Below are 25,384 nucleotides of genomic sequence, written 5' to 3'. Positions count from 1 at the left end.
TCGAGGTGCGCGACGCCATCGCGCCGGGCCGGCACACCGACCGCCGCAGCCTCGCCCGAGCCGCCGAACGCTCCGTGCTACCGGGGTCGCATCAGCCGCAGATCCTCGCCCCAGCCATCCAGCACCGCCCCGTGCCCCGCCCGGCGGGCCGCGGCCTCCACGCGGGCGAACAGCCGCCGCTGGACCGCCACATCGCCGCTCGCCGAGATGCGGTCCACGTCCCGCAGCAGGGCGGCGCCGTCCCAGCCCGGCAGCGGATGGCGGGCGAGTTCCCAGCGTAGGTACTTGTTGTACGGGCGAGGGCGCCGGTCCAGGGCGAAGAGCAGCTCCAGAAGGTGTCCCACGCTGTCGGTGGCGTCGAGCCGGGCGGCGAGCGGCTCGCCGTCACGGTCGTTCTTGACCGAGCGGTAGAGGGAGTTGGCGTACGCGTCGAGCCATCCGTCTGCCGCCCGGAACGCCTCGTCGGCGCCGAGCCGCGCCTTGGCGGCGATGATCTCCGCGATCCCGCCGTCCAGCCGGTCGAGCACGACCCGCGCCCGGGCGAGGGCGTAACGCTCGAATCCTGGCATTCCGGCCGTCCGGAACTCGGCGAGAGACACGATCACCAGATCCAGCCGGGACGTGCGGTGGCCGGTGAAGCGACGCAGGTCCGTCGCCGCGCCGTCCGCGAGGACGACGTACAGATCGTGGTCCGAGCGCCAGGTGGCCATGCCGTCATGGGCCCGCGAGCCCTTGAGGACCAGGCCGACGACGGCGGGGTCGGCCGTGGCGAGTGCGACGAACGCGTCCCAGGTGAGGGGCTGCTGCGCGGTCATGCGTGATCTCCGTGGGACGGTGACGGGTATGCCTGCCGGGGCGGCCACGGAACGTCCGGGCGCCCGCACGGTCCGCGACGGCACGCGCCGCCGCGCGGAGGATCAACGCACGCGGCGATTCTACGAGCCGCAAGTGCCCGGCTCTCAAGGGCTTTTCAGGGCATCGCGCCCGTCGGATCAGGGCACCGCACGAGCCAGATACGGCGCCGTGGCGCTCCCCTCAGTGCGCGCCACCTCCGCCGGCCGGCCCGCCGCCACGATCCGTCCGCCCGCGTCCCCGCCGCCCGGCCCCAGGTCGATCACCCAGTCCGCGCCCGCGACGACGGACATGTCGTGCTCGACCACGACCACGGTGTGCCCGGCGTCGACGAGCCCGTGCAGCTGGCGCATCAGGACCTCCACGTCGGCCGGGTGGAGGCCGGTCGTCGGCTCGTCGAGGAGGTACAGGGTGTGGCCGCGACGGGCGCGCTGCAACTCGCTCGCCAGCTTGATGCGCTGGGCCTCGCCGCCGGACAGCTCGGTCGCGGGCTGCCCGAGCCGCAGATAGCCGAGGCCGACGTCCAGCAGGGTGGCGAGGCTGCGGGCCACGGCCGGGGTGTCCGCGAAGAACTCCGCGGCCGCCTCCACCGTGAGGTCCAGCACCTGCGCGATGTTCCGTCCCCCGTACGCCACCTGGAGCGTCTCGGGGTTGTAGCGCGCCCCGCCGCAGTCCGGGCACGGGGCGTACGTGCTCGGCAGGAACAACAGCTCGACGCTGACGAACCCCTCGCCCTGGCAGGTCTCGCAGCGACCTCCCGCGACATTGAAGGAGAAGCGCCCGACGCCGTAACCGCGCTCCCGTGCCTCGTCGGTGGCCGCGAACACCTTGCGTACGACGTCGAAGAGGCCGGTGTAGGTCGCGAGGTTGGAACGCGGGGTGCGGCCGATCGGCCTCTGGTCGACCGAGACCAGCCGCCCGACCCCTTCCAGGTCCTCGGTGATCTCGCCGATGAGCGTGGACTTGCCCGAGCCGGAGACACCGGTGACGGCTGTGAACGCGCCGAGCGGGAACTCGGCGGTCACCCCGCGCAGGTTGTGCCGGGTGATGGGGCCGACCTTCAACTGGCCGTGCGGGGCGCGCACTTGGCGTACGGCGGCGGGGGAGTCGTCGAACAGGAAGCGCGCGGTGGCCGACTCCGCGACCCTCGCCAGCTCCGCCACCGGCCCGCTGTGCAGCACCTCCCCGCCGTGCTCACCCGCACGCGGCCCCACGTCGACCAGCCAGTCGGCGCCGCGCATGACGTCGAGGTGGTGCTCGACGACGAACACCGTGTTCCCGGCCGCCTTCAGCCGCGCCAGCACCGTCAGCAGCGCCTCGGTGTCCGCCGGGTGCAGTCCCGCGGACGGCTCGTCGAGGACGTACACGACACCGAAGAGTCCGGACCGCAGCTGGGTCGCGAGCCGCAGGCGCTGTAGTTCGCCCGCCGAGAGCGTGGGCGTGGCCCGGTCGAGGCTGAGGTAGCCGAGGCCGAGCTCGACGACCGGTGCGATACGGGACTTGAGGTCCTCGGTGAGCACACGGGCCGTCTCCGACGAGGCTTCGCCGTCCAGGGTGCCCGCCAGCTCGGCGAGCGGCAGCGCGGCCAGCGCGGCGATCGTCCGGCCGGCGAAGGTCACCGCCAGCGCCTCGGGCCGCAGCCTGCTGCCGCCGCACGCCGGGCAGGGCGCGGTGGCGAGGAACCGCTCCGCCCTCGCCCGGAGCGTCGGGCTCTTGGAGTCGGAGAATGTCTTCATGACGTACCGGTGGGCGCTCATGTACGTGCCCTGGTACGGCCGTTGGATGCGGTCGGCGTCGCGCACCGGGTGGACGGTGACGACCGGCTGCTCTTCGGTGAAGAGGATCCACTCGCGCTGCTCGGCGGGCAGTTCGCGCCAGGGCCGGTCGACGTCGTGGCCGAGCGCGTCGAGGATGTCCCGCAGGTTCTTGCCCTGCCAGGCGCCCGGCCACGCGGCGATCGCGCCCTCCCGGATCGACAGCGCCGGATCGGGGACCAGCAACTCCTCGGTCGTACGGTGCACTTGCCCGAGCCCGTGGCACTTCGGGCACGCCCCCGCCGCGGTGTTCGGCGAGAAGGCGTCCGAGTCGAGTCGCTCGGCGCCGGGCGGGTAGTCGCCCGCCCGGGAGTACAGCATCCGAAGGGAGTTGGACAGATTGGTGACCGTGCCGACGGACGAGCGGGACGTCGGCGCCGATCGGCGCTGCTGGAGGGACACGGCGGGCGGAAGTCCGCTGATCTCGCCCACCTTCGGCGCGCCGACCTGGTGGATCAGCCTGCGCGCGTACGGCGCGACGGACTCGAAGTAGCGGCGCTGGGCCTCGGCGTAGATGGTGCCGAAGGCGAGCGACGACTTCCCGGACCCGGACACCCCCGTGAACACGGCCAGCGCATCCCGCGGAATGTCGACATCCACGCCCTTGAGGTTGTGCTCGCGGGCGCCACGGACACGGACGTAGGGGTCGTGCGGGGAGTGCATGGCGCAAGGGCTCCGGGACATAGGCGGCACGGGCGTGGGCAAACCCCGCGATTCTATGCGAACGGGACGCACGTCCGTACGAGCCATCTGAAGTTCACGAGACGGTCGGCTCACCCACACCGGCCGCCCATAGCGTCTCACCAGTCTCTTTTCCTACCGAGGAGCATCGTGAGCGCTTCAGCTCTGAGCAGTCTCACCGCCGCGCTGCTGATGGTCACGGGCGCCGCCGCCCCGCAGCCGGTCTCCGTGTCCGCACGCGTCGAGACGCCTGCCGTGTACGACGACGAGGCGGGCGGGAACGCCGACGCCGACGACCCGGCCGTCTGGGTCGACCCCCGCGACCCGGGCCGCAGCCTCGTGATCGCCACGCTCAAGGAGGCGGGCCTCGACGTCTACGGCCTCGACGGCACGCGCTTGCAGCACATCGCCGCGCCCGCCGCGCCCGGCGAAAACGCCGCGGCGGGCCGCTTCAACAACGTCGATGTCGTGTACGGCTTCGAACTGGACGGCAGGAAGACCGACCTGGCGCTGGTCAGCGACCGCGGCCGGGACCGGGTACGGGCCTACGCCATCGACCCGGCCGCGGTGGCGGCGGGCAGGCCTCCGCTGAAGGACGTGACGGCGGCGAACGCCGCACCGGTCTTCTCCGCGAGCGAGACCGAGGTGGACGACCAGCGCACCGCCTACGGCCTGGCCGCCTTCAGCGACGACGACAACGCGTACGTGGCGGTGTCGCGCCGCTCCGAGACGCGGGTACGGCTGCTGCAACTGGAGGATCGAGGCGGCCGCGTCGGCTACAAGACCGAGGACACCCTCGATCTGCCCGGTTCCTTCACCCTGCCGAACGGCAAGAGCTGGACGCCGTGCGCCGACCCCGGCGACCACGCGCAGGTCGAGGGCATGGTCGTCGACCAGGAGGAGCACGTCCTGTACGCGGCCCAGGAGGACGTCGGGCTGTGGCGGATCGACCTGGACGACGAGGAGTTCGGCCGGCCCGAGCTGATCGACCGGGTGCGGGAGTACGGCACGCCGTGGACGTACGACGCCGAGGAAGAGGAGTGCGTCATCGACACGGCGGGCGACCCCGGCTTCGGCGGTGAGCACCTGAGCGCCGACGCCGAGGGCACCACGATCTACCACGCCGCCGACGGCAAGGGCTACCTGCTCGCCTCCAGCCAGGGCGACAACACCTTCGCCGTGTACGAGCGCCAGGGCTCCAACGCCTACCTCGGCTCCTTCGCCGTCACCGACAGTGCCGCCACCGACGGGGTGCAGCACTCCGACGGTGCCACCGTGGTCAACGTCCCGCTCGGCCGGTCCTTCCCCAAGGGCCTGCTCGTCACCCACGACGGCGAGGCCACGCCGGCGGACGGCGACCGGGAGGGCACCAACTTCAAGTTCACGGGCTGGGAGTCGGTGGCCGGGGCCTTCCCGAAGCCGCTGACGATCGACACCGGGTCCTTCGACCCGCGCGAGTCGGACTGACCCGCAGCCGACGGCTCGCCCGGATCAGACGCCTGCGATCCGGGCGAGCCTGCGGTACGAGTCCAGCAGCGCCGCACGGTCGTACGTACTGGTCGTGACCAGCACCTCCTGCGCCCCCGTTTCCTTCAGCACCGTCTCCAGCTCGTGCGCCACCTGCTCCTCGGTGCCCGCGATGTGCCCGGTGAGGCCGCCCTCGTAGAAGCCGCGTTCCCGGTCGGTCATGGTGAGTGTCTCGACGCGCTCGGCGGGCGGCAGCGGCGGGAAGGTTCCGTGCGTGCGCGAGTGGGCCATCGACCAGGCCTCCGGCACGAGCAGCCGGCGGGCCTCCTCGGGTGTGGCGGCCACCGCGACGGAGCCGGAGATCACGACGTACGGCTCGCGCGCCCAGGGGGAGGGCCGGAAGTGCCGGCGGTAGTGATCGATCCCGCGCTGCATCTTCTCCCTGTTCCGGAGATCACCGATGACCATCGGCAGCCCGGCGCGGGCGGCGATGTCCGCTCCCTCGCCCATGGCCAGCACGAACGGCGGTACCGCCAGCCCCTCGGCGGGACGCGCGTGCACCCCCGTGGGCGAGGTGCCCCGGAACCAGCCGAGCAGCTCCTGGATCTGCGCCGCGAAGTCCTCCGCGTCCCCCTTGTCCCGCCCGAGCGCCCGGCGCACCCCGTCGGTGAAGCCGACCGAACGCCCCAGCCCCATGTCGATACGACCCGGGAACAGGGACTCCAGCACCCCGAACTGCTCGGCCACGACCAGCGGTTGGTGGTTGGGCAGCATCACGCCGCCGGTCCCGACCCGGATGGTGCGGGTCGCGGACGCGACTGCGGCGGCCAGTACGGTCGGCGCGGAACCCGCGACGCCAGGGACGCCGTGGTGTTCCGAGACCCAGAGGCGGTGGTAGCCCAGCTGCTCCAGCTCCCGGGCCAGGGTCACCGTGTCGCGCAGCGCCTCGGCGTTCGTATGGCCCTCCCGGGTGCGGGAGCGGTCGAGGACGGAGAAGCGGGCCGAGGCGATCACGGAGCTCATACAGGGTTCAACACCGGGGAGCCCGCAGGATTCCTCAGGTGCCCCGGGGAACTCAGTGAGCGGGCACCTGGAGCGGGGCCGCCGCCTGCTCGTGGTCGCAGGCGTCGTCGATGCCGTAGGTGTCCCAGGACGGGAACGGGTCGTCGCCCGCGAGGCCCTCGCCGTCCGCCATCAGGCACCGCGCCAGGGCGGCCCGGAGTGCCGGCGCCCGCAGGTGCGTGCCGATGAAGACCAGCTCCTGGGCGTACGGCGTGTCGGCGTCCCGTGCGGCGCTGGGCTCGAAGCGGGCGACGGAACCGGCCTGCGACCACAGCCCTGTCACGTTCGGGCGGCTGGCCAGGGTGAAGAACCCCTTGGAGCGCAGCACCTTCCCGTACGTGCCGCTGTCGAGCTCCTCCGTGACGAAGGTCCACAGCCGCCCGGGGTGGAAGGGCGCCTCGGCGCGGAACACCGTGGACGAGATGCCGTACTCCTCGGTCTCCGGCACGTGGTCGCCGTTCAGCTCCCGCACCCAGCCCGGCGCCTGCTGGGCCCGCTCCAGGTCGAACAGCCGCGTGCCGAGCACATCGTGGAGCGCCACCCGTCCCTGCACGGCGTCGACGATCCGCGCGGCGGGGTTGAGCCGGCCGAGCGCGGCCCGCAGCCGGTCCGCCGTCACGGCGTCCACCAGGTCGAGCTTGTTGAGCACGATGACGTCCGCGAACTCGACCTGGTCGACGAGGAGATCGCTGACGGTGCGCTCGTCCTCCTCGTACTGGTCGAGGCCGCGCTCGACGAGCTCGTCGCCGCTGTCCAGCTCGGTAAGGAAATTGGCGGCGTCGACGACCGTGACCATGGTGTCCAGGAGGGCGAGGTCACCGAGGGTGGCGCCGTCGTCGCGGGCGAAGGCGAAGGTGGCCGCGACCGGCATGGGTTCGGAGATGCCGGACGACTCGATGAGGAGATGGTCGAAGCGGCCTTCACGCGCGAGCCGGTCGACCTCCTCCAGCAGGTCGTCGCGCAGGGTGCAGCAGATGCAGCCGTTGGTCATCTCGACCAGGCGCTCCTCGGTCCGCGACAGCGCGGCCTCGCCGCCGCGCACGAGCGCGGCGTCGATGTTGACCTCGCTCATGTCGTTGACGATGACCGCCACACGCAGTCCCTCGCGGTTGCCGAGGACATGGTTGAGCAGGGTCGTCTTGCCGGCCCCGAGGAAGCCGGACAGGACGGTGACGGGCAGGCGGCGGTCGTAGGGCATCTGCGGTCAGCCCTCGGGGCGCAGCAGCCCGCGCTCATACGCCTTCACCAGGTGCTGCGGCACGAGGTGGCTGACGCCGTCGACGGTGACAGGCACGAGCTGCGGTGTGCTCGCCTTCCACTGGGCGCGGCGGTGGCGGGTGTTGCTGCGGGACATCTTCCGCTTGGGGACAGCCATGACGGACCTCCTCGGTGGGTGAACACCGAGGACGCTACATGAAAACGGATCCCATTAACAATTGCCCGTTCTCCGGCCGCGAAGTCAGCGGCGGGAGCGCACCCGGGCGTCCCGCGGCGGCTGGATGAACTGGAGCTCAAGGGTGACGGGCGGCTGGGCGAGGCCCGGTCCGCCCGCCGCCGCCCACCGCACGATCTCCTCCGTGGAGTCGTCTTCCATCGCGAACCCCACCCAGGTGGCCCGGCCGCCGGCCCGGCGTCCCGCGGCCGACGGCTGGACGACGATCACGTTGGCCTGGTCGCAGGGGCCGAGGCAGTCGGTGGTACGGACCTGGAAACCTTGCTCCGCCCCGGCGGTGCGCAGCCGCTCCAGCTGCCAGGCGTGGTCGGTGCCGGGGTGCTTGCGGGGGTCACCGCAGCAACAGCCCCGGCAGACGACGACGGTGCACGGGCGCTCACGGGCGGCGCCGATCAGGAACGTACGAGTAGACATGACGAAAGCATGTCCTACTCGTTGGTGCCCTCGTTGGCGCCCACCAGCATCCGGACCTCGAACTCCTCGTAGGCGGCGTCTTCCTGGGGCGCCCGGCCCTGCCGCTCGCTCAGCACCGTGCCGAGCCAGCCGAGGAAGAAGCCCGCCGGGATGGAGACGATGCCGGGGTTCTGGAGCGGGAACCAGGCGAAGTCGGCGTCCGGGTAGAACGAGGCCGACGTGGAGGAGACCACGGGGGAGAACAGCACCAGCAGGACCGAGCAGACCAGGCCGCCCCAGAGGCTGAGCAGTGCTCCCTCGCCGGTGAAGCGGCGCCAGAAGAGGGTGTACATGATCGTCGGCAGGATCGCGGACGCCGCGATGGCGAAGGCGAGGAAGGCGAGCGTCGCGGTGTTGGCGCCCCAGGAGATCAGCGCCAGCATCATGGCGAGGACGCCGATGACGGCGGCGGACAGCCGGGCCACCATCAGTTCCTCGGTCTCGCTCGCGCGGCCCTTGCGGATCACCTCGCCGTACAGGTCGTGGGCGAGGGACGAGGCGGCGGCGAGGGTGAGGCCGGCCGCGACGGCGAGCAGGGTGACGAAGGCGAGGCAGGACAGCAGGGCGGTGAGGATGCCGCCGCCGAGCGCGTTGGCGAGAAGCAGGACGGCGGAGTCGCCCTTGTGGTCCGTCTCCGCGATGGTCTCGCGGCCGACGACGGCCGTGGCGCCGAGGCCCAGGATGCCGGCCGCGAGGCAGACCAGGCCGACCAGGCCGACCGCCCACACGAGGGAGGAGCGCAGGACGTCGACCTTGCGGGGGGCGAGCAGGCGCATCAGGACGTGGGGGAGTGCGGCCAGGCCCAGGACGATCGCCAGTTCCAGGCTGAAGAAGTCGAGCTTGCTGGTGGTGCTGACGCCGTAGCGCAGTCCGGGTTCGAGGAACTGGGTGCCGGTGCCGCTGTGGTTCGCGGCGGCGGAGAGCAGGGCGCCCGGGTTCCAGTCGTAGTGGTGCAGCACCATGATCGCGGTGACCGTCACGCCCGCGATGAGCATCACGGCCTTGATGATCTGGATGACCGTGGCGCCGGGCGCGCCGCCGATGGCGGCGTAGACGATGACGATGGTGCCGATCACGATCACGCACAGGGTGCGGGTCGCGGCGCTGGGCTCACCGGTGAACTGGGTCAACAGGGCCATGCTGCCGACGAGTTGGGCCACCAGATACAGGGTGGTGATGGCGAGGGTGCACACGGACAGGGCGAGTCTGGCCGGCCGTTGCAGCCGGGTCAGGCGCAGGGCGAGGGTGTCGCCGAGGGTGTACTTGCCCGCGCGGCGCAGGGGTTCGGCGACGAGGAGCAGCACCATCATCCAGGCGACGACCGTGCCGCCGAGGTACAGCAGCCCGTCGTACCCGGTCAGGGCGACCAGTCCGGTGCTGCCCAGCAGGGTCGCGGCCGACAGGTAGTCGCCGCACATGGCGAGGCCGTTGCGCAGCGGGGACATGGTGCGGTTGCCGAGGTAGAACTCGCTGATCTCGTCGCGCTGAGGGGCCGTCAGCAGCGCCATGAACAGGGTGACCACGACCACGGACAGGAACAGCACGAACGTCAGGTTCAGGCTGAACCTGTCGACTATGCCTTCGGACACGGTCACCACGTGCGGAACCCCCTGGAACTGCCCGGCCGGAAGGCCTGACCGGCCTCGGCGTTCGGCGCGGCGGTGCGGAGCGAGTTGGCTTCGTGCTGGTGCAGCCGTGATTCCAGGCCGCGGGCCAGCGGGTCGACCCGCGTGCGCATGTGGCGGACGTAGCACCAGGCGGTCACGCCCATCACGACGAACTGCCCGAGTCCCAGGGCGAGGCCGAGCGTGAGGTTCCCGAGCAGACGCTGGTTCATCAGGCCGGGAAAGGAGTGTGACACCAGGACGTACAGGAGGAAGCCGCCTGCCGAGAGGAGCGTCGCGCGGACCCCGAAGCGGCGTTGGGTGCGGCGCAAGGAGTGAAATTCGGGGTCTTCGGATATGCGCCGCGAGGGCGCGGGTTCGCTATTCGGCGGGCTGTATGTGAGCGAATTGTCGTGCCATGGTGAAAAATCGGGCACAGGCGCACCTTCTTTGCTGCGTCATGCCGAACACACTTGTGAGTGCGGGCCGGTGGGGGGACGGATGCGGTGACGGCGAAAGCCGGAAGCCGGAGTATGTCAGCGGGCTCTTTGAATAATCAACCGTAGGGGTGAATTACCGTGCTCCGGGAAATGGTCCGGACCATCTTTTCCGGCCGGGCTGTCTCAAACGAGACGAGCGCGGGACCGTCAAGGCGCCCGGGTCGGTGCTGAGCACCGACGCCGCGTTCCAAGTCCCGCCCTGGTTCCAGGAGTTGCCGTCGGCCGTCGTCCCCGGGCCGACGGCCGCCGCACGGTACCGGCGTTGACCCAGGTCGTGTTGGGGGTGAGGGTCTGCACGCCGGGATTGCCGTTGTCCGTGACGCCGTACGCGATCGTGTTCTCGATCAGAATCGGCGAGGCGAACTTCCACGCGTCGAACCCGACGTCCACGCTGTTCGACAATCGGGCGCCCCGCACCACATTGCCGGTTCCGCTGCCCTCCTTGACGGCCAGTCCGTCGGCGCTCTCGCCGTTCTCGCGCGGGTCGCGGTTGCCGTAACCGTCCAGGTTCAGGATCTGGTCACCGCTGTAGGAACCCTGGAGCTGGAAACCGGATTCGTAGTCGTCGTGGGCTGGTCCAGGGTGCCCGGCGCCGAGTCGCTCCCGTCGGTCGCCACTACCCCACAGCAGTGGCCGCCCGGCGTGCGGGGGTTGCCGGGGTGCGGGGTCGGACACGGCCTAGGGTGAAGGTGTGACCGACGACAGCACACGCCCGCTCGCCGTGTTCGACCTGGACAACACCCTCGCCGACACGGCGCACCGGCAGCACTTCCTCGAAGGCAAGCCACGTGACTGGAACGGCTTCTTCGCGGCCGCGCCGCAGGACCCGCCTCTCGCGGAGGGCATCGCGCTGGTGCTGGAGAGCGCGAAGGAGTGCGAGATCCGCTATCTGACCGGGCGGCCCGAGCGCTGTCGGCGGGACACACTGGAGTGGCTCACCGCGCAGGGGCTGCCGGAGGGGCGTGTGTACATGCGGCGCAACGACGACCGACGGCCCGCCCGGCGCACCAAGCTGGAGATCCTGCGCCGCCTCGCCCGCACCCGGGAGATCCGGGTCCTGGTGGACGACGACGAACTGGTCTGCGAGGACGCCGAACGGGCCGGTTTCACCGTCGTACGGGCCCGCTGGACCGCCCCGTCCGCCGCGCTGAAGGAGGCGCAGGAGCGGGAGGGGCGGACCTGAGGGCCGTACCGGCGTGCTAGCCGGCGTCGTCCAGGCGGAAGCCGACCTTCATGGTCACCTGCCAGTGCGCGATCTGCCCCTCTTCGAGCTGGCCGCGCACCTCGGTCACCTCGAACCAGTCCAGGTTGCGCAGGGTCTGTGAAGCGCGCTCGATACCGTTGCGGATGGCCTGGTCCACGCCCTCCGGCGAGGTGCCGACGATATCGGTGACCCGGTAGGTGTGGTTCGACATGTGGGTGCTCCTCTCACACGCGTCACTCCACGGTGCCCCAAGGCGGGGCAACGCGCGAGCCGTCCGTCACCGCGCCACGCTCAGTGACAGCGCGAACCGGCCCCCACCGTCCGTCCACCAGTGCGCCGGCTCCAGCCCGGCCGCCGACAGTTCCGCGCGGACACCGTCCCTGCGGAACTTCGCCGACACCTCGGTACGCATCTCCTCGCCCGCCGCGAAGTGGACGGCGAGATCGAGCGCGGGCACCTTCACCGTCTGCGCCGTACGCGAGCGCAGCCGCATCTCGATCCACTCGTTGTCCGTGTCCCAGAGCGCCACGTGCTCGAACGCGCCCGGATCGAAGTCGGCGCCCAACTCGCGGTTGATCACGGTCAGTACGTTCTTGTTGAACGCTGCCGTCACCCCCGCCGCGTCGTCGTACGCCTCCACCAGGACCCGCTCCTCCTTCACCAGGTCCGTGCCGAGCAGCAGCGCGTCACCGGGGGAGAGCAGGGCGCGGACGGAGGCGAGGAACGCGGCGCGCTCGGCCGGCAGCAGATTGCCGAGCGTGCCGCCGAGGAACGCCACCAGCCGGGGACCCGGCGTGTCCGGCAGGACCAGCCCACCGGTGAAGTCGGCGATCAGGGCGTGCACGTCCAGCTCGGGCCGTTCCCCGATCAGCGCCTGTCCAGCCTGGGTGAGCGCGCTCTCGCTGACGTCGACGGGGACGTACGTGTGCAGCCCGGTCAGCGCGTCGATGACGTACCGCGTCTTCTCCGAGGAGCCGGAGCCCAGCTCGACCAGGGTGCGGGCGCCGGTGGCCGCGGCGATCTCGCCGGCCCGGCCGACGAGGATCTCGCGCTCGGCACGCGTCGGGTAGTACTCGGGCAACTCGGTGATCTTCTCGAAGAGTTCGCTGCCCTGCGCGTCGTAGAACCACTTCGGCGGCAGCGTCTTCGGCGTGCTCGTCAGGCCCATGAGGACGTCGGCGCGCAGTGCGGCGTCGGTGGCGTCCTCGGGCAGGGTGCGGGTGACAAGGAACGGACTCACGTGCGGGGCTCCTCCGGTCGTGCAGGTGCGGGTGGCAGGGCGTCGCTGGGGTCCTTCAGCGGGGTGAGCAGCACATCGGTGCCGCTTGCCGCGAGGAGGGTGTGGTCGGGGATCTCCTGCCAGTGCGGATCGTCGTCGTAGGGCTCGGAGGCCACGACGGTGCCGCCGCCGGGCCGGGCCAGATACCAGAGCGTGTCGCCCCAGGCGGTCGCGGTGATCGTCTCGCCGTTGGTGAGCAGCAGGTTCAGCCGGGAGCCGGGAGCCGCCTCGGCGACCTCCAGAACAGTGTCGGCCAGGGCCTGGCCCTCGTCGTCGCCGCCGCGCAGCCGCGCGAGGACCAGCGCCCAGACGAGCGCCGAGTCGTTGCGGGCCTCCATCGACAGCACATCCACCGCGGGAAGCGTCGGCACGAGCGGCGCGAGCGAGTCCGGCCAGCCCTTCACGGCGCCGTTGTGGCTGAACAGCCAGGGCCCCGCGGCGAACGGCGCCGCCGCGGCCTCGGCGTCGGCGCCCGACAGCGTCGCGTCCCGTACGGCGGCGAGCAGCGCGGTGGACCGCACCACCCGGGCCAGATCGGCGAAGGACAGATCCGCCCAGACGGGCCCGGCCCGGCGGTACCGCGCCGGCACCGGGTCCCCCTCGGCGTACCAACCGACCCCGAACCCATCGGCGTTGACGGTCCCGTGCCGCTGGCGCCGAGGAGCCCACGACTGGCGGTACAGGGCGTGCGGGGGCTCCACGAGGAGCTTGCCGAGCGGCTCCCCGGGGCCCACATAAGCCACATGACGGCACATCAGGCCTCCCCCGCGGAGCGGGCCGTGCGGAAGCCGGAGAAGATCTGCCGACGTATCGGATAGTCCCAGTTGCGGAAGGTGCCCCGGCACGCCACCGCGTCCACGGCGAACGAACCGCCGCGCAGCACCTTGTGCTCGGGTCCGAAGAACACCTCCGAGTACTCCTTGTACGGGAACGCCTGGAACCCGGGGTACGGCAGGAAGTCGCTCGCCGTCCACTCCCACACGTCGCCGATCAACTGCCGTACACCGAGCGGTGATTCGCCCTCCGGATAGCTGCCTGCCGGGGCCGGCCGCAGATGCCGCTGACCGAGGTTGGCGTGCTCCGGCGCGGGCTCGGCGTCGCCCCACGGGTAGCGCATCGAGCGGTCACCGGCCGGGTCGTGGCGGGCGGCCTTCTCCCACTCGGCCTCGGTGGGCAGCCGGCGCCCGGCCCAGCGGGCGTAGGCGTCGGCCTCGTACCAGCACACGTGCAGCACGGGCTCGTCCGGCGGTACGACCTCGGTGACGCCGAAGCGGCGGCGCAGCCACTGCCTGCCGTCCCGGCGCCAGAACAGCGGGGCGTGGATCGAGTGCTGCCGGATGTGCGCCCAGCCCTCCGGCGTCCACCAGCGGTCGTCGTCGTAGCCGCCGTCCTCGATGAACGCCTGGTACGCGGCGTTCGTCACCGGGGTCGTGTCGATGTGGAACGGCGGTACCTCGCGCACGTGCGCCGGACGTTCGTTGTCCAGCGCCCACGGCTCGGTCGAGGTGCCCATCGTGAACGGGCCGCCGGGGACCAGCACTTCCGACGGTCCCGTGAGCAGGGGCGCCGGCTCCGGGTCGGGGGCGTGCAGGGCTTGTGGGCCCTTGCGGAGCTGATGGGTGATCAGCATCGTCTCGTCGTGCTGCTGCTCGTGCTGGGCGATCATCCCGAAGGCGAAGCCCGCCTCGGTCAGCCGCGTCCCGTGGAACGCGGTGCTCTCCAGCAGGTCCAGGACCCGGCCGCGTACCTCGGACGCGTAGTGCCGGGCCTCGGCCGGCGGCAGCAGCGGCAGCGAGGGGCGCTCGGCACGCGGGTGCTCGAAGGCGTCGTAGAGCCCGTCGATCTCGGGACGCATCGCCTCCCGCCCCGCGACCGCCCGCAGCAGCCACTGCTCCTCCTGGTTGCCGATGTGCGCGAGGTCCCACACCAGCGGGGACATCAGCGGCGAGTGCTGGGCGGTCAGGTCGGGGTCCTCGACGCAAGAGGTCAGCAGGGTGGTGCGGGCACGGGCGGTGGTCAGGGTGGTCAGAGCCCGCTCGCGGAGCGTCTCGGCGTCGTGGGCGGGGTCGGTCATGTCCGGTCGTCCTTCCCGTGCAGGGTGCGGTCCGTGCCGTAGAGCTCGTCCAGCAGGTCGTCGGCCGGGCAGCGACCCCGGCCGACATAGCGGTCCCGGTACGCCGCCACCGCGTCCGTCACCTCGGTCGTGGCCCCCAGCCGGGGCAGCGCCTCCAGCGCCGCCGCGAAGCAGGTGTCCGCCACGTCGCGCAGCTCGGGGTCGGTGAGGCCCGAGCGGGCCGCGTCGATCCACAGCGGATTGTGCGGCGCGGGCACCGACAGCGCGCGCTCGGCCAGCGGCTTCACGGCTCGGTACGCGGTCTCGGCGGCCTCCGGGTCGTCGAAGAGCGCGGTCGTCACGGCCAGCGGCACGATCCAGCCGTCCTCGCCGGGCTGTGCGTCGATCATGCGCAGCTCCAGATGGCCACGGGGTCTGACCGGCGGGAACAGCGTCGTGAGGTGGTAGTCGAGATCCTCCTGCGTAGGCGGTCTCGGCACCCCCGACCGGGTCCACTCCCGGAACGTCAGCCCGTCCGGGACGTCCCACGGGCCGCCGTCCCGCCGTACGCACATCACCGGCGCGTCCAGCACATGCCGCGCCCAGGTGGCCCGCGGGTCACCGTTCAGCGGGGGTGCGCCCGCGCGGCCCGCGCCGATCTCCATCCAGAGCAGCTGCCGGGTGGAGAGCCAGCCCGTGGGCTCCCGCCCGGCCAGCGGGGAGTTGGCGAAGGCGGCGACCAGGACCGCGCCCAGCTGGTGCGCCAGCCACCAGCGCCGTCCGTGCCCGAGCGGGCCGGGCTCCTCGTGTCCGGCGTCCAGGCACACCTGCACGGAGGCCGAGGTGCACATCATGGCGCGGCCGGCCGGGCCCGCCCGGTCCAGGCAGGCCTCCATGGCGTCGTAGCGAGGCTGCCGCAGGAACCGGCGGGGCGAGTGCCAGGGATCATTGCCGAGGCCGACCAGACCGAGACCGTGCTCGCGCAGTACCGCGCGGGCGGCGTCCAGGTCGGCGGAGACGGTACCGATGCACTCCATCAGCGAGGTGGCGGGCGGCGAGCTCAGTTCCAGCTGGCCGCCGGGCTCGACGGTGAGCGCCGACCTCAGGGGCACGGTCCGTAGTGCGGCGTAGGCCGCTTCGAGTCGTTCGGGTGTCACGGGGAGCTGCGGGCCGCGCAGCTCGTGGACGAGCCATTCCACTTCGACCCCGAGGGTGCGGGGCGGGCCGGTCTTGAAGCAGATGCCCCTGACCAGGGCCTCCACCTCGGCTTCGGTGACTGCGGTGCGAGGCTGCTCCTTACAGTCACTCACCGAATCTGACATGTCGGGATCCTCCTGAGAGTCCGCGATGCCGCCCGGCCCGGATCTTGTGGGCGGGCCGGCACACTCGTCCCACCCAAGACCCTCGCGTCGCTTCGCACAAGGGTGCGTACCGGCACGTTCCGGGTCGGTAACCTCCCCTCTCCGGGCGTTGGCAGGGGATTTCCCGGCCGTTCGCGCTCTGCCGCGGGGCCGGGAAACTCCGTTGCACCGCAGCACCAGCATCACCCAGGATCGGTGCATGAGCACGACGGGGGAGATCGCGCGGAGCGCGTTCGTGGCGCGCACGGGGGTGGCGCCATGAGCGCGCGTCTGCGCGGTGTCGCACAGCAGACGGAGCAGATCGTCGCGGCGGGGGCATACCGCGCGTCCGACGGGCGCGAGGTGTCGATCGCGGCGGCCGTCGAGGCCGCCCGGCAGGGCACGCGGATGTACGGGCCGGACCCGGTGCCGGTGCAGCGGACCTCCGATGCCGAGACGTTCTTCGAGGTCACCGGCGAGAGCAGCCTGGAGGCGGCCCGCCGGCTCGCCGACGACACAGCCGTGCTGAACTTCGCCTCGGCCCGCAATCCGGGCGGCGGTTTCCTGAACGGCGCCCAGGCCCAGGAGGAGGCCCTGTGCCGCGCCTCGGCGCTGTACACCTGCCTGCTCGAAGCCCGCGCGTTCTACGACCACCACCGCGCCCACCGCGATCCGTTCTACACGGACCGCGTCATCCACTCACCCGGCGTGCCCGTCTTCCGCGACGACCGAGGCCGCCTGCTGGACGAGCCTTACCGGGCCGGGTTCCTGACCGCCGCCGCGCCCAACGCGGGTGTCGTACGGCGTACGGCCCCGCAGCGCACGGCCGAGCTGCCGCACGCGCTGGCCGCACGGGCCGAGCGCGTGCTGGAGACGGCCGTGGCGCACGGGTACCGCCGACTGGTGCTGGGAGCCTGGGGCTGCGGAGTGTTCCAGAACGATCCGGCCCAGGTGGCGGGCGCGTTCCGGGCGCTGCTCGCGCCCGGCGGGCGGTTCGCCGGGGCCTTCGAGCACGTGGTGTTCGGCATCCTGGACCGCAGGCCGGACAGCCCGGTGCGGGCCGCGTTCGCGCAGGCCTTCCCGGAGTCTCCCCGGCTTCGGCGTCAGGTCCAGCCGTAGCGCTCGTGCAGCCGGCGCCTGACCAGGTTGAACCGCCCCCGGTCCAGGGCACAGGCCTCACGGCGCATGCCCTGCTCGTGCAGGCGCAGGATGCGGTCCACGTCCACCCAGGAGTCGCGGCCCGTCCGGTCCCACGGCCCGCTGCCGATGGCCACCCACTCACGGTTCCCGTCGTGCCGCTTGCTGGACAACTGCACGGCCAGGAAGGTGCCGCCGGGCTCGCGGGCGACGACGAGCACCGGGCGGTCCTTTCCTCTGCCGTCGTTCTCCTCGAAGGGAACCCAGGTCCAGACGATCTCCCCGGGGTCGGGGTCGCCGTCGTGCGCGGGCGAGTACTCGGTACGGACCTTGCCGACCGCGCGGGGGTCGGCCTCGGTGGTGGCGGTGGGGCCGTGGCGACCCGGGACGTGTCCGTCGGTAAGCGTGCTCACGGGGGCACCTTAGGGGCTGCCCCCGTGAGCCACGCGTGAGGGGGCACCGAAGAGGCCCGGAGCTTCACTTCTCCAACGTCACAGAGCAGGGCCTGCCTGCCTGCCCGCCGTTGGCCGCGCCGGCTCAGACGACGGGGGCCGGTACGGTCTCGCCCTGCTGCGGCGGCCACAGTTCGTACCAGCGCAGATCCGCCTCCAGCTGTGCGGCCAGCGAGATCAGCAGCGGCTCGCTGTTCGCCGGGCCGAGCAGCTGGGCGCCGACGGGCAGCCCGTCCACGAACCCGGCGGGGACGTTGACGCCGGGCCAGCCCAGCACGTTCCAGGGCCAGGCGTAGGGGCAGGCGGCGATCATCGCGCGGTCGGTGGCGAAACCGCCGAGTTCGAGCATCGCGCCGACTCGGGGCGGGGGAGCGGCCGTTGTGGGCGCGAGGATCACGTCGTAGGACTCGTAGAAGGCGCCGATACGCCGGTGCAGCACCGCCTCCGCACGCCGGGCCGCCCGCAGCGGGGCCCCGCCGAGGAACCGGCCCAGCCGCGCGGCGCTCCGGGTGCGCGGGTCGAGCAGGGCGGGGAAGGGCGCGTCGCCGGCCCACTCGGCGATACCGACGGTCGCGCGCGGGACGAAGGTCAGCCCGATCTGGCCGTACGGCGGATCGGCCTCCTCGACGAAGTGCCCCAACGCGCCCAGTTTCTCGGCGAGTCGGACCACCCTGGCCCGCACCTCCGGCTGGAGACGGGCGGGCACGGCGGTGAACGGCGGCTTGAGGGAGAGTGCGATGCGCAGTCGTCCGGGATCGCGGCCCACGGCCTCGGAGGCGTTGACCGCCGGCGGGCGGTGCGGGTCGAGATCGTGGTTGCCGGCCGCCGCGTCCAGCAGGAGGGCCGCGTCGGCCACCGTACGGGCGAGGGTGCCGTTGACGGTGATGCCCTGGAAGGACTCCCCGCGCGGCCAGGTGGAGATGCGCCCGCGCTGGGGCTTGATGCCGATCAGATGGGTCCACGAGGCGGGGATCCGCACCGAACCGGCGCCGTCCGAGCCCAGCGCGGCCGGCACCAGACCAGCGGCGACTGCGGCCGCCGAGCCGCCGGACGAGCCGCCCGGCGTATGGTCCGGGTGCCATGGATTGCGGGTCGCGCCGAAGGCGGGGCCCTCGGTGAACGGCCACTGTCCCAGCTCGCAGGTGTTGGTCTTGCCGACGATCACGGCACCGGCCGCGCGCAGCCTCCGTACCGCCTCGCCGTCCTCGGCGACCGGAGGGAACTCACCGCAGCAGCCGAACGCGGTCGGCTCGCCCGCCACGTCCATGTCGTCCTTCACCGCGACCGGCACGCCCAGCAGCGGCCTGCGTGCCCCGGCGGCGAGCTCCGCGTCGGCGGCCTTCGCCTCGGCGAGGGCGGCCTCGGCCCGGATCACCCGGAAGGCGTTGAGGGACCCTTGGGTCGCCTCGATCCGCGCCAGTGCCTCCGCGACGAGCCCCCGCGACGTCACCTCCCCGGCAGCCAGCGCTCGGGCGGACTCGGCGAGGCCTGCGGCACGGTCGGATGTCATACGGAGCACCTCCGGGACGACATTGTCTACCGAACGGTAACCTCCTGGGTGCGGCGGCGGAACGGTTTCGCCCGGTGCGGCTCCGAGGTTCACCGCAGGTTTCTCCCAGGATCTCCCGCACGGGCAACTGGGCGGGCTGGGGCAGCCACCGCGAAGGTCCCGCGCCGGTGCAGCCCGACAACGGCGGCCGGCGGATCTTCTACGACGGCTACGGGACCTGCTGCTACGGCGGCAGCCACGACACCTCCGGCACGCGACTCCTCCGGCAGGTACCTGCGCCACCAGGGCTTCCGTACAACTCCCCCGGGTACTACCTGCGGCACTGCAACTACGAGCTGCGGGTGGAACGGGCCGGCGGGAGGGATCTCTTCAGGCAGGACAGCTCGTTCACACCGGTGGCAGTCTGGGCCTGACCTGCGCACCTGCTGATTCCCCGGAAGCGCGGCCCACTCTGCGAACGGCTCCTGCCGGTGCCTCCGCCGCGCTGTGGCAGACCGAGCCTCTCCGCGGGCCGATAGCATCAAGGTCCTGCGTGGTTCCCGACAGAGGCGATCTTCATGGATCCGGCCGCGATGCCTTCCCCCGCAGCGAGCATCAGCCTGCGCCAGCTGCTGATGGCCCTGGGCGACTCGCTGGTGGAGGTGCAGTCCGCCCCCGCCGGGCTCGACGTCGAGATCCGGGGCGTCGCCCTGCTCGACCCGGAGGACCCGCCGAGCTCCCTGCCGGGCGAACTGGTCCTCGTCATCGGTGCCCGTGGCCGAGCTGCTCTTCCCGCGCTGCGGGCGGCCGCCCGTGACGGAGCCGCCGCCGTCATGGTCAAGCTGGATGGGCCCGGTCAGGGCGCGGCCCTCTCCGAGACCGCCGCCGAGGCCGGCGTGGCCCTGCTGTCACTGCGCGCTGAAGGACGCTGGGAGCAGGTGAACGCGCTGGCCCGCGCTGCCCTCGACGACGTACCTCCGGGATACCCCGGTGCAGGGGCGGAGGAGGGCGACCTGTTCTCCCTCGCCCAGACCACCGCCGTCCTCACCAACGGCATCGTCAGCATCGAGGACGCCGCCAACCGGGTGCTGGCCTACTCCCGCTCCACCGACGCCGACGAGATCGACGACCTGCGGCGGCGGTCCATTCTCGGTTGGCAGGGACCGGAGGCGTATCTGGCAAAGCTGCGCGAGTGGGGCGTTTTCCAGCACCTGCACTCCAGTGACCAGGTGATCGGTATCGACAGCCACCCGAAGCTGGGGATCCGGGGCCGCCTCGCGGTGGCGATCCGGTCCGGGGACCGGCAGCTGGGCACCATCTGGGTGCAGGAGGGCTCGACGCCCCTGTCCGAACACTCGGAGCAGGCACTTCTGGGTGCCGCCCGGGTCGCCGCGCACCACCTGGTACGCCGCCGCCGGGAGCTGTCCGAGAACGTGACGCTGACCCGGACCCTGCTGGCCGGGCTGCTGGAAGGGAGCACCGGGCCGCAGCCGCTCGCCACACACCTGGGGTTCGACGCCACCCTGCCGGCAGCCGTCCTGGGGTTCTCGTACGAGACTGCCGAGGGCGTCGCCGCGCCGGAGCTGACGCGCACCGAGGTCACCAACCTGATCTCGGTGCACATCGCGGCCCGGCACCGCAGTGCGTTGGTGACCCAGCTCGATCCCCGTATCTACGTGCTCCTGCCGCAGCTGCCCGGCAGTATCGACACGGACACGCTGCGCGGCTGGGGCGAGGAGATCACCGATGCCGCACGCCGCCACCTGGGCCTGCCGCTGCGCGGCTCTGTCGGCTGTGTGGTGTCCGGGCTCGGGGACGTCCCCGAGTCGCGCCGGGAGTCCGACCGCATCCTCGACGCGATGCTGGGAGCCGGCCTTCCCGCCGCAGTTGCCTCGTTGCCGGACATCCAGGCGGAAGTGCTGGTCAGCGAGATACTGACGCTGCTCTCCGCCCACCCCGAGATACGGGATCCACGGCTGACCGCCCTGGTGGCGCACGACAGTCGGCACCAGGGGCGGATGGCCGAGTCCCTGCTGGCGTATCTGAATGCCTTCGGTGACGTCCGGGAAGCCGCGACTCAGCTGCATGTGCACCCCAACACGCTGCGCTACCGCCTTCGCCGGGCCGAGGAGCTGACGGGTCTCGATCTGAGCCGTCCCGACCAGCGCCTGCTGGCCATGCTCCAGCTGCGGCTTCCGCCGACCACCTGACGCCGCCTGCGCATTGTCCGGTCGTACAGGCATTGCGGGCGAGTTTGTTCAGCATTCACAAACACGTCGGCCCATGGCCCCTCATAAGCTTGCGCAAATCCATTTCCCCACGTGACACGGCTCACCCTCCCACGAGGAGGCGGAGCGCGACGCTCCATGCCGTGACCGCTTTCCCGGGGCCACCACTCCCCGCCAGGCCCTCCCAACCACTCAAATGGATGTCGACATGACTACACGTCCCCCTGGTTCTCTGGCACCTGACACTGCCCCGCCCGCAGATGGCCCGCCTCCGGGGCAGGAAGGTCTGCGGGCCGGTCTCAAGAACCGCCATCTGTCGATGATCGCCATCGGCGGGGTCATCGGTGCCGGTCTCTTCGTGGGTTCGGCCTCCGGTATCGCCGCAGCCGGACCCGGCATCCTCGTGTCATACGTACTGGTCGGCGCGCTGGTCGTCTTCGTGATGCGCATGCTCGGCGAGATGGCCGCCGCGAATCCGTCCTCCGGCTCCTTCTCCGCGTATGCGGACCGGGCGCTGGGCCGCTGGGCCGGGTTCTCGATCGGCTGGCTGTACTGGTTCTTCTGGGTCGTCGTGCTCGCCGTGGAGGCGACCGCGGGTGCCGTGATCCTGGAAGGGTGGGTGCCGGCCGTACCGCAATGGGCCTGGGCGCTGATCGTGATGGTGGTACTCACGGCCACGAACCTGGCCTCGGTCGGCTCCTTCGGCGAGTTCGAGTTCTGGTTCGCGGGCATCAAGGTCGTCGCGATCTCGGGCTTCATCGTCCTCGGCGGCCTGGCGATCTTCGGTGTGCTGCCCGGCTCCGACCACGCCGCGACCGGCTTCGACAATCTCACCGAGCACGGCGGCTTCCTGCCGAACGGTTCCGGAGCGATCCTCACCGGCATCCTTCTGGTCGTCTTCTCCTTCATGGGCAGCGAGATCGTCACCCTTGCCGCCGGGGAGTCCCCGGATGCCCGGCGGGCGGTCGCCAAGGCCACCAGGAGCGTCATCTGGCGGGTCGGGGTCTTCTACGTCGGTTCGATCCTGGTCGTGGTCTCGCTCTTGCCGTGGAACGACCCCGCGATCAAGAAGGATGGCTCGTACGTGGCGGCGCTCGACTCGATCGGCATCCCTCACGCCGGGCAGATCATGAACTTCATCGTGCTGACCGCCGTGCTGTCCTGTCTCAACTCGGGCCTCTACACCGCTTCTCGCATGGCCTTCTCCCTCGGCCAGCGGGGCGACGCGCCGCGGTCCTTCGTCCGTACGAACACCCGCGGCGTACCGCAGACCGCGATCCTGGCCTCGGTGGCCTTCGGCTTCGTCGCCGTCGCCTTCAACTATCTGTGGCCGGAGACCGTCTTCCAGTTCCTGCTGAACTCCTCCGGCGCCGTCGCACTCTTCGTGTGGCTGGTCATCTGCTTCTCGCAACTGCGGATGCGGGGGATCATCCTGCGCGAGGACCCGGAGAAACTCGTCGTGCGGATGTGGCTCTTCCCGTATCTGACGTGGGCGACGATCGGGATGATCTCGTTCGTGCTCCTCTACATGCTCACCGACGACAGCGAGGGCGGTGGCCGCAGCCAGGTCCTGCTCTCCGTACTCGTCGCCGTCCTGGTGGTCGCGATCTCACTGGTCCGGGAGCGGAACCGGCGCAACGGAACCCAGGGGTCCGTCGCGCCCAAATAGCCACCGCACACGCAGGGCGTCGGCGCCGTGGTGCAGAGGGCCGATCTCGCGGCCCAGGGAGCCTCTCCCTGGGCCGCCGCCCGTTTCTGAGGGGAGAAAGACGGCCGGCCGCGTCGGTTCGCAGTGCCGGAATGCGCGGCGGGTGAGAGGCAGCAACCGGTCGGGTAAAGCGAGGCGAGCTCGCAGACAGCAGCACCGACTGGCCCGGTGCCAGGTCACCACCGGCCCCGTACCGCGGCGGACAGTCCGCAGCAGCCGCCGGCCCTCGTCGTCACGGCCGCCGGCCGCCCGGGACAGGACCCGCGCGGTGCGTCTTCGGTAACGCCTCCCTGTCACAGATCGGGGAGCCATCCGGTCAAGGAGGTGGACAACCGGAGCAACGGAGACAGCGGGATCATGCATGCATCTTGAGACGTCCGCCACGGAAAGCACTCTGGACGACGCCGTTTCTGTCTTCGTAGGGCTCCGCCGACGGCTCTTCGGCATCGCGTACCGCGTGCTGGGGAGCGCGGTCGAGGCCGAGGACGTGGTGCAGGAAGTCTGGATGCGCTGGCAGAAGACCGACCGCTCGGTGGTGGTCAGCCCGGTGGCGTTCCTGTCGAGCACCACCACCCGGCTGGCCGTCAACGTCGCCCAGTCCGCCCGGGTGCGCCGCGAAACCTACATCGGGCCGTGGCTGCCCGAGCCCGTCGACACGAGCAACGATCCCGAGGTGGGTGCCGAACGGGCCGAGGCGCTGGAGTTCGCGCTGCTCCTCGTGCTGGAGAAGCTGAACCCCACCGAGCGGGCCGCGTACGTCCTGAGGGAGGCGTTCGACTACGCCTACGCCGACATCGCGGACATCCTTCGGCTCAGCGTCGTCAACGTCCGCAAGATCGTGAGCCGGGCCCGCAGACATCTCGCGGCCGACCAGCGGGAGAGCGTGGACACGGCGGCGCATCGACAGCTCCTCGACGCCTTCGTCTCGGCGGCACGGAACGGGGACGTCGCCTCCCTGGAGTCGCTCCTGACGCCGGACGCCGTGAGCCTGTCCGACGGCAACGGCATCCGGGGCGCCGCGCGCGTCCCCGTGCTCGGCCGCGCGCGGGTGGCGAACCTGGCGACGGCCACGCGGCGGTTCTGGAGTGGGGTGGACGTCCGCCATGTCGAGGCCAACGGGCGGGACGGGATACTGCTCTACCGGGACGGCCGGCCGACGACGTTCATGACGGTGGCCGCCTCGCCCGCGGGCATTCACCAGCTGATGTGGGTGTTCAACCCGAGCAAGATCGCCGCGTTCCTCGGCTCGCGCTCTCGCGTTCAGGGCTGAGCGGTGCCGGGGCGGTTCCAGGTGCCTAGCTTGTCGGGGTTGAGGGTGACCCAGACCTGTACGACGTGCGGGCCGGCGACGTCGAGGCTGATGACCGCGGCCACCTGACTGCCGTAGCGCACCACGAGGCCGGTCCGGCCGTTGACCGGATGGGTGTACAGGGTGGTCCGTGGATGCCGGGCCAGCAGGGTCAGCAGGCTTCGGGCCACCTGGCTGTTGCCGTGCACCGGCCTGACCGGCGTGCGCACCTTGCCGCCACCGTCGAAGAACGCCGTCGCGTCGGCTGCCAGAAGGGACGCCAGCAGCGCCTCGTCCTCCGACACACAGGCCCGACGCACCGCGCGGGCCACCTCGTCGTGCCGCTCGGTCGGCGTCGGCCGCGCGCGCCGTGCCCGCAGACTGCGGCGGGCCCGGTCGGCCGGCTCGACGCACTGCGGCTCGGTCCGACTGACGATGCCGGCGATCGCGTTCGGCGACATCCCGAACACGTCGTTGAGGACGAACGCCGCCCGCTCGGCCGGGTACAGGGAGACCAGCGCGTCCAGCAGAACCGCGCTGATCTCCTCCGCCGGCATGCCCTGCCGCACCGCGCCGCCGGTCCCCGCCTGCGCGGCCCGTGCCCGGGCCCGGCCCGGCAGAGCGAGCCGGGACAGAGAGATGCCCCCGGCGACCTTCGCCAGCCAGGACCGCGGCGCCGTGATCCGGGCCCGCTCTGCCTCCGGCAGCTCGAACCACCGTCGATAGGTCGCGTCCACGACGCCCTCGGCCTCACGGCCGCTGCCCAGCATCCAGTACGCGACATCCAGCAGATGCCGCCGTTCATCGAGCAGCTCCGTGATGGGCACCGCGTCGTCCGCACCGGCCATACCGCACCCTCCTTCTCCTACCAGGGAGACCGGACAGGTGCAGACCTTGTGACGCGGCAGCGGCGGCCGGCCACGCGCCGGCCACGCGGACCACGGGGTCGCCTACGGCATCCCAAGGGCGCGGTCGCCCGCCTCACGGCGTGATGTTGGTCCGGGCCGCCTTTCAGGCCGCCGACCCACCGAGCGGAGGAGCCGGTCGTGAACGCGTATCTGGTCGAAGCCGTGCAGGAACCGGACCCGGCGGTCTCGACGGCCGCAGCTCCGGCCATGGGAGTACCTGACGAGGCGACGGTGCTGTTCGTCCAGGCCAGGCCCGGACTGCTCAAGATCGCCAGTCGGATCGTCGGAGACGCCGGGGAGGCGGAGGACGTCCTCCAGAAGGCCTGGCTCCGGTGGCAGCGAACGGACCGCACGGTCGTCCTGAACCCATCGGCGCTGCTCAGGACGACAACCGTCCGGCTGGCCCTCAACC

At 71.6% G+C, this 25,384-nt stretch carries 24 protein-coding genes and 1 pseudogene; 8 read left to right on the top strand and 17 right to left on the bottom strand.

Features of this window, described 5'->3' with window-relative positions:
- Positions 1 to 77: 77 nt before the first annotated feature.
- Positions 78 to 815 (bottom strand): hypothetical protein, encoded by a 738-nt coding sequence (locus tag KUM44_RS46300; RefSeq protein ID WP_254390695.1) that lies wholly within the window; start codon positions 813 to 815, stop codon positions 78 to 80.
- A gap of 177 nt (positions 816 to 992) precedes the next feature.
- Complete coding sequence (locus KUM44_RS37855) at positions 993 to 3,329, bottom strand: excinuclease ABC subunit UvrA (RefSeq protein WP_217214295.1); 2,337 nt, start codon at positions 3,327 to 3,329, stop codon at positions 993 to 995.
- A 168-nt stretch (positions 3,330 to 3,497) separates the two neighbouring features.
- Between KUM44_RS37855 and KUM44_RS37850 the strand changes: the two genes are divergently transcribed.
- Entirely contained in the window at positions 3,498 to 4,814 is a 1,317-nt protein-coding gene (locus KUM44_RS37850; RefSeq protein WP_217214294.1) for a phytase, read from the top strand.
- 24 nt (positions 4,815 to 4,838) lie between these two features.
- Here KUM44_RS37850 and KUM44_RS37845 read toward each other — a convergent pair whose 3' ends face one another.
- From KUM44_RS37845 to KUM44_RS37815, 7 genes are all read right to left on the bottom strand, one after another.
- Positions 4,839 to 5,837 carry an LLM class flavin-dependent oxidoreductase gene (locus tag KUM44_RS37845; protein WP_217214293.1) on the bottom strand — a complete coding sequence of 333 codons (999 nt, stop codon included), beginning with the start codon at positions 5,835 to 5,837 and terminating at the stop codon, positions 4,839 to 4,841.
- A 52-nt stretch (positions 5,838 to 5,889) separates the two neighbouring features.
- Entirely contained in the window at positions 5,890 to 7,074 is a 1,185-nt protein-coding gene (locus KUM44_RS37840) for a GTP-binding protein (RefSeq protein WP_217214292.1), read from the bottom strand.
- Positions 7,075 to 7,080: 6 nt separating this feature from the next.
- Positions 7,081 to 7,251 (bottom strand): 50S ribosomal protein L32, encoded by a 171-nt coding sequence (gene rpmF, locus KUM44_RS37835; RefSeq protein WP_062716000.1) that lies wholly within the window; start codon positions 7,249 to 7,251, stop codon positions 7,081 to 7,083.
- Between the two features lie 84 nt (positions 7,252 to 7,335).
- Positions 7,336 to 7,743: a (2Fe-2S) ferredoxin domain-containing protein gene (locus KUM44_RS37830; RefSeq protein ID WP_217214291.1), complete on the bottom strand. Its 408-nt coding sequence runs from the start codon at positions 7,741 to 7,743 to the stop codon at positions 7,336 to 7,338.
- 14 nt (positions 7,744 to 7,757) lie between these two features.
- Positions 7,758 to 9,380: a cation acetate symporter gene (locus tag KUM44_RS37825; RefSeq protein ID WP_217214290.1), complete on the bottom strand. Its 1,623-nt coding sequence runs from the start codon at positions 9,378 to 9,380 to the stop codon at positions 7,758 to 7,760.
- Positions 9,374 to 9,823, bottom strand: coding sequence for a DUF485 domain-containing protein (locus KUM44_RS37820; protein ID WP_217214289.1), 450 nt, complete (start codon positions 9,821 to 9,823; stop codon positions 9,374 to 9,376). The genes KUM44_RS37825 and KUM44_RS37820 overlap by 7 nt, the downstream gene beginning before the upstream one ends.
- Positions 9,824 to 10,033: 210 nt before the next feature.
- A complete protein-coding gene (locus KUM44_RS37815) occupies positions 10,034 to 10,561 on the bottom strand; it encodes a hypothetical protein (protein ID WP_254390693.1) in 528 nt (175 codons plus the stop codon).
- A gap of 16 nt (positions 10,562 to 10,577) precedes the next feature.
- Here KUM44_RS37815 and KUM44_RS37810 point away from each other — a divergent pair, with 16 nt between their 5' ends.
- Positions 10,578 to 11,069, top strand: coding sequence for a hypothetical protein (locus tag KUM44_RS37810; protein ID WP_217214288.1), 492 nt, complete (start codon positions 10,578 to 10,580; stop codon positions 11,067 to 11,069).
- A 16-nt stretch (positions 11,070 to 11,085) separates the two neighbouring features.
- Here the strand turns inward: KUM44_RS37810 and KUM44_RS37805 are convergent, their stop codons facing one another.
- The 5 genes from KUM44_RS37805 to egtA all read right to left on the bottom strand — a co-directional run bounded on the left by KUM44_RS37805 (position 11,086) and on the right by egtA (position 15,744).
- Positions 11,086 to 11,301: a dodecin gene (locus tag KUM44_RS37805; protein ID WP_030052884.1), complete on the bottom strand. Its 216-nt coding sequence runs from the start codon at positions 11,299 to 11,301 to the stop codon at positions 11,086 to 11,088.
- Positions 11,302 to 11,367: 66 nt separating this feature from the next.
- A complete protein-coding gene (gene egtD / locus KUM44_RS37800; protein ID WP_217214287.1) occupies positions 11,368 to 12,330 on the bottom strand; it encodes an L-histidine N(alpha)-methyltransferase in 963 nt (320 codons plus the stop codon).
- Entirely contained in the window at positions 12,327 to 13,124 is a 798-nt protein-coding gene (gene egtC / locus KUM44_RS37795) for an ergothioneine biosynthesis protein EgtC (RefSeq protein ID WP_217214286.1), read from the bottom strand. Before egtC ends, egtD begins: the two co-directional genes overlap by 4 nt.
- Positions 13,124 to 14,443, bottom strand: coding sequence for an ergothioneine biosynthesis protein EgtB (egtB, locus tag KUM44_RS37790; protein ID WP_217214285.1), 1,320 nt, complete (start codon positions 14,441 to 14,443; stop codon positions 13,124 to 13,126). Before egtB ends, egtC begins: the two co-directional genes overlap by 1 nt.
- Complete coding sequence (gene egtA / locus KUM44_RS37785; protein ID WP_217214284.1) at positions 14,440 to 15,744, bottom strand: ergothioneine biosynthesis glutamate--cysteine ligase EgtA; 1,305 nt, start codon at positions 15,742 to 15,744, stop codon at positions 14,440 to 14,442. Before egtA ends, egtB begins: the two co-directional genes overlap by 4 nt.
- Before the next feature lie 297 nt (positions 15,745 to 16,041).
- On the opposite strand from egtA, the gene KUM44_RS37780 reads away from it, so the two are divergent.
- Entirely contained in the window at positions 16,042 to 16,881 is an 840-nt protein-coding gene (locus KUM44_RS37780) for a TIGR02452 family protein (protein WP_217214283.1), read from the top strand.
- Here the strand turns inward: KUM44_RS37780 and KUM44_RS37775 are convergent.
- Positions 16,866 to 17,312, bottom strand: coding sequence for a type II toxin-antitoxin system PemK/MazF family toxin (locus tag KUM44_RS37775; RefSeq protein ID WP_217214282.1), 447 nt, complete (start codon positions 17,310 to 17,312; stop codon positions 16,866 to 16,868). The genes KUM44_RS37780 and KUM44_RS37775 overlap by 16 nt on opposite strands.
- Before the next feature lie 124 nt (positions 17,313 to 17,436).
- Positions 17,437 to 18,861: an amidase gene (locus tag KUM44_RS37770; RefSeq protein WP_217214281.1), complete on the bottom strand. Its 1,425-nt coding sequence runs from the start codon at positions 18,859 to 18,861 to the stop codon at positions 17,437 to 17,439.
- A 167-nt stretch (positions 18,862 to 19,028) separates the two neighbouring features.
- Here KUM44_RS37770 and KUM44_RS37765 point away from each other — a divergent pair, with 167 nt between their 5' ends.
- The 4 genes from KUM44_RS37765 to KUM44_RS37750 all read left to right on the top strand — a co-directional run bounded on the left by KUM44_RS37765 (position 19,029) and on the right by KUM44_RS37750 (position 24,046).
- A complete protein-coding gene (locus tag KUM44_RS37765) occupies positions 19,029 to 19,274 on the top strand; it encodes an AbfB domain-containing protein (protein ID WP_308402816.1) in 246 nt (81 codons plus the stop codon).
- Between the two features lie 159 nt (positions 19,275 to 19,433).
- A complete protein-coding gene (locus KUM44_RS37760; protein WP_254390692.1) occupies positions 19,434 to 21,050 on the top strand; it encodes a CdaR family transcriptional regulator in 1,617 nt (538 codons plus the stop codon).
- A 226-nt stretch (positions 21,051 to 21,276) separates the two neighbouring features.
- Positions 21,277 to 22,737, top strand: a complete 1,461-nt coding sequence (locus KUM44_RS37755; protein ID WP_217214279.1) for an amino acid permease — start codon at positions 21,277 to 21,279, stop codon at positions 22,735 to 22,737.
- 400 nt (positions 22,738 to 23,137) lie between these two features.
- On the top strand, positions 23,138 to 24,046 hold the full coding sequence (locus KUM44_RS37750) for a sigma-70 family RNA polymerase sigma factor (RefSeq protein WP_217214278.1): 909 nt from the start codon (positions 23,138 to 23,140) through the stop codon (positions 24,044 to 24,046).
- Here KUM44_RS37750 and KUM44_RS37745 read toward each other — a convergent pair.
- Entirely contained in the window at positions 24,037 to 24,912 is an 876-nt protein-coding gene (locus tag KUM44_RS37745) for an RNA polymerase subunit sigma (protein WP_217214277.1), read from the bottom strand. The two genes, KUM44_RS37750 and KUM44_RS37745, sit on opposite strands and share 10 nt — an antisense overlap.
- Positions 24,913 to 25,179: 267 nt before the next feature.
- Between KUM44_RS37745 and KUM44_RS37740 the strand changes: the two are divergent.
- Positions 25,180 to 25,344: pseudogene (locus tag KUM44_RS37740) on the top strand (sigma factor); the annotation flags it as partial.
- Positions 25,345 to 25,384: the final 40 nt, after the last annotated feature.

Origin of the sequence: Streptomyces sp. AC550_RSS872 (assembly GCF_019049285.1) — a bacterium.
Taxonomy (GTDB): domain Bacteria; phylum Actinomycetota; class Actinomycetes; order Streptomycetales; family Streptomycetaceae; genus Streptomyces.
This window is presented reverse-complemented; position numbering and strand designations above follow the sequence as displayed.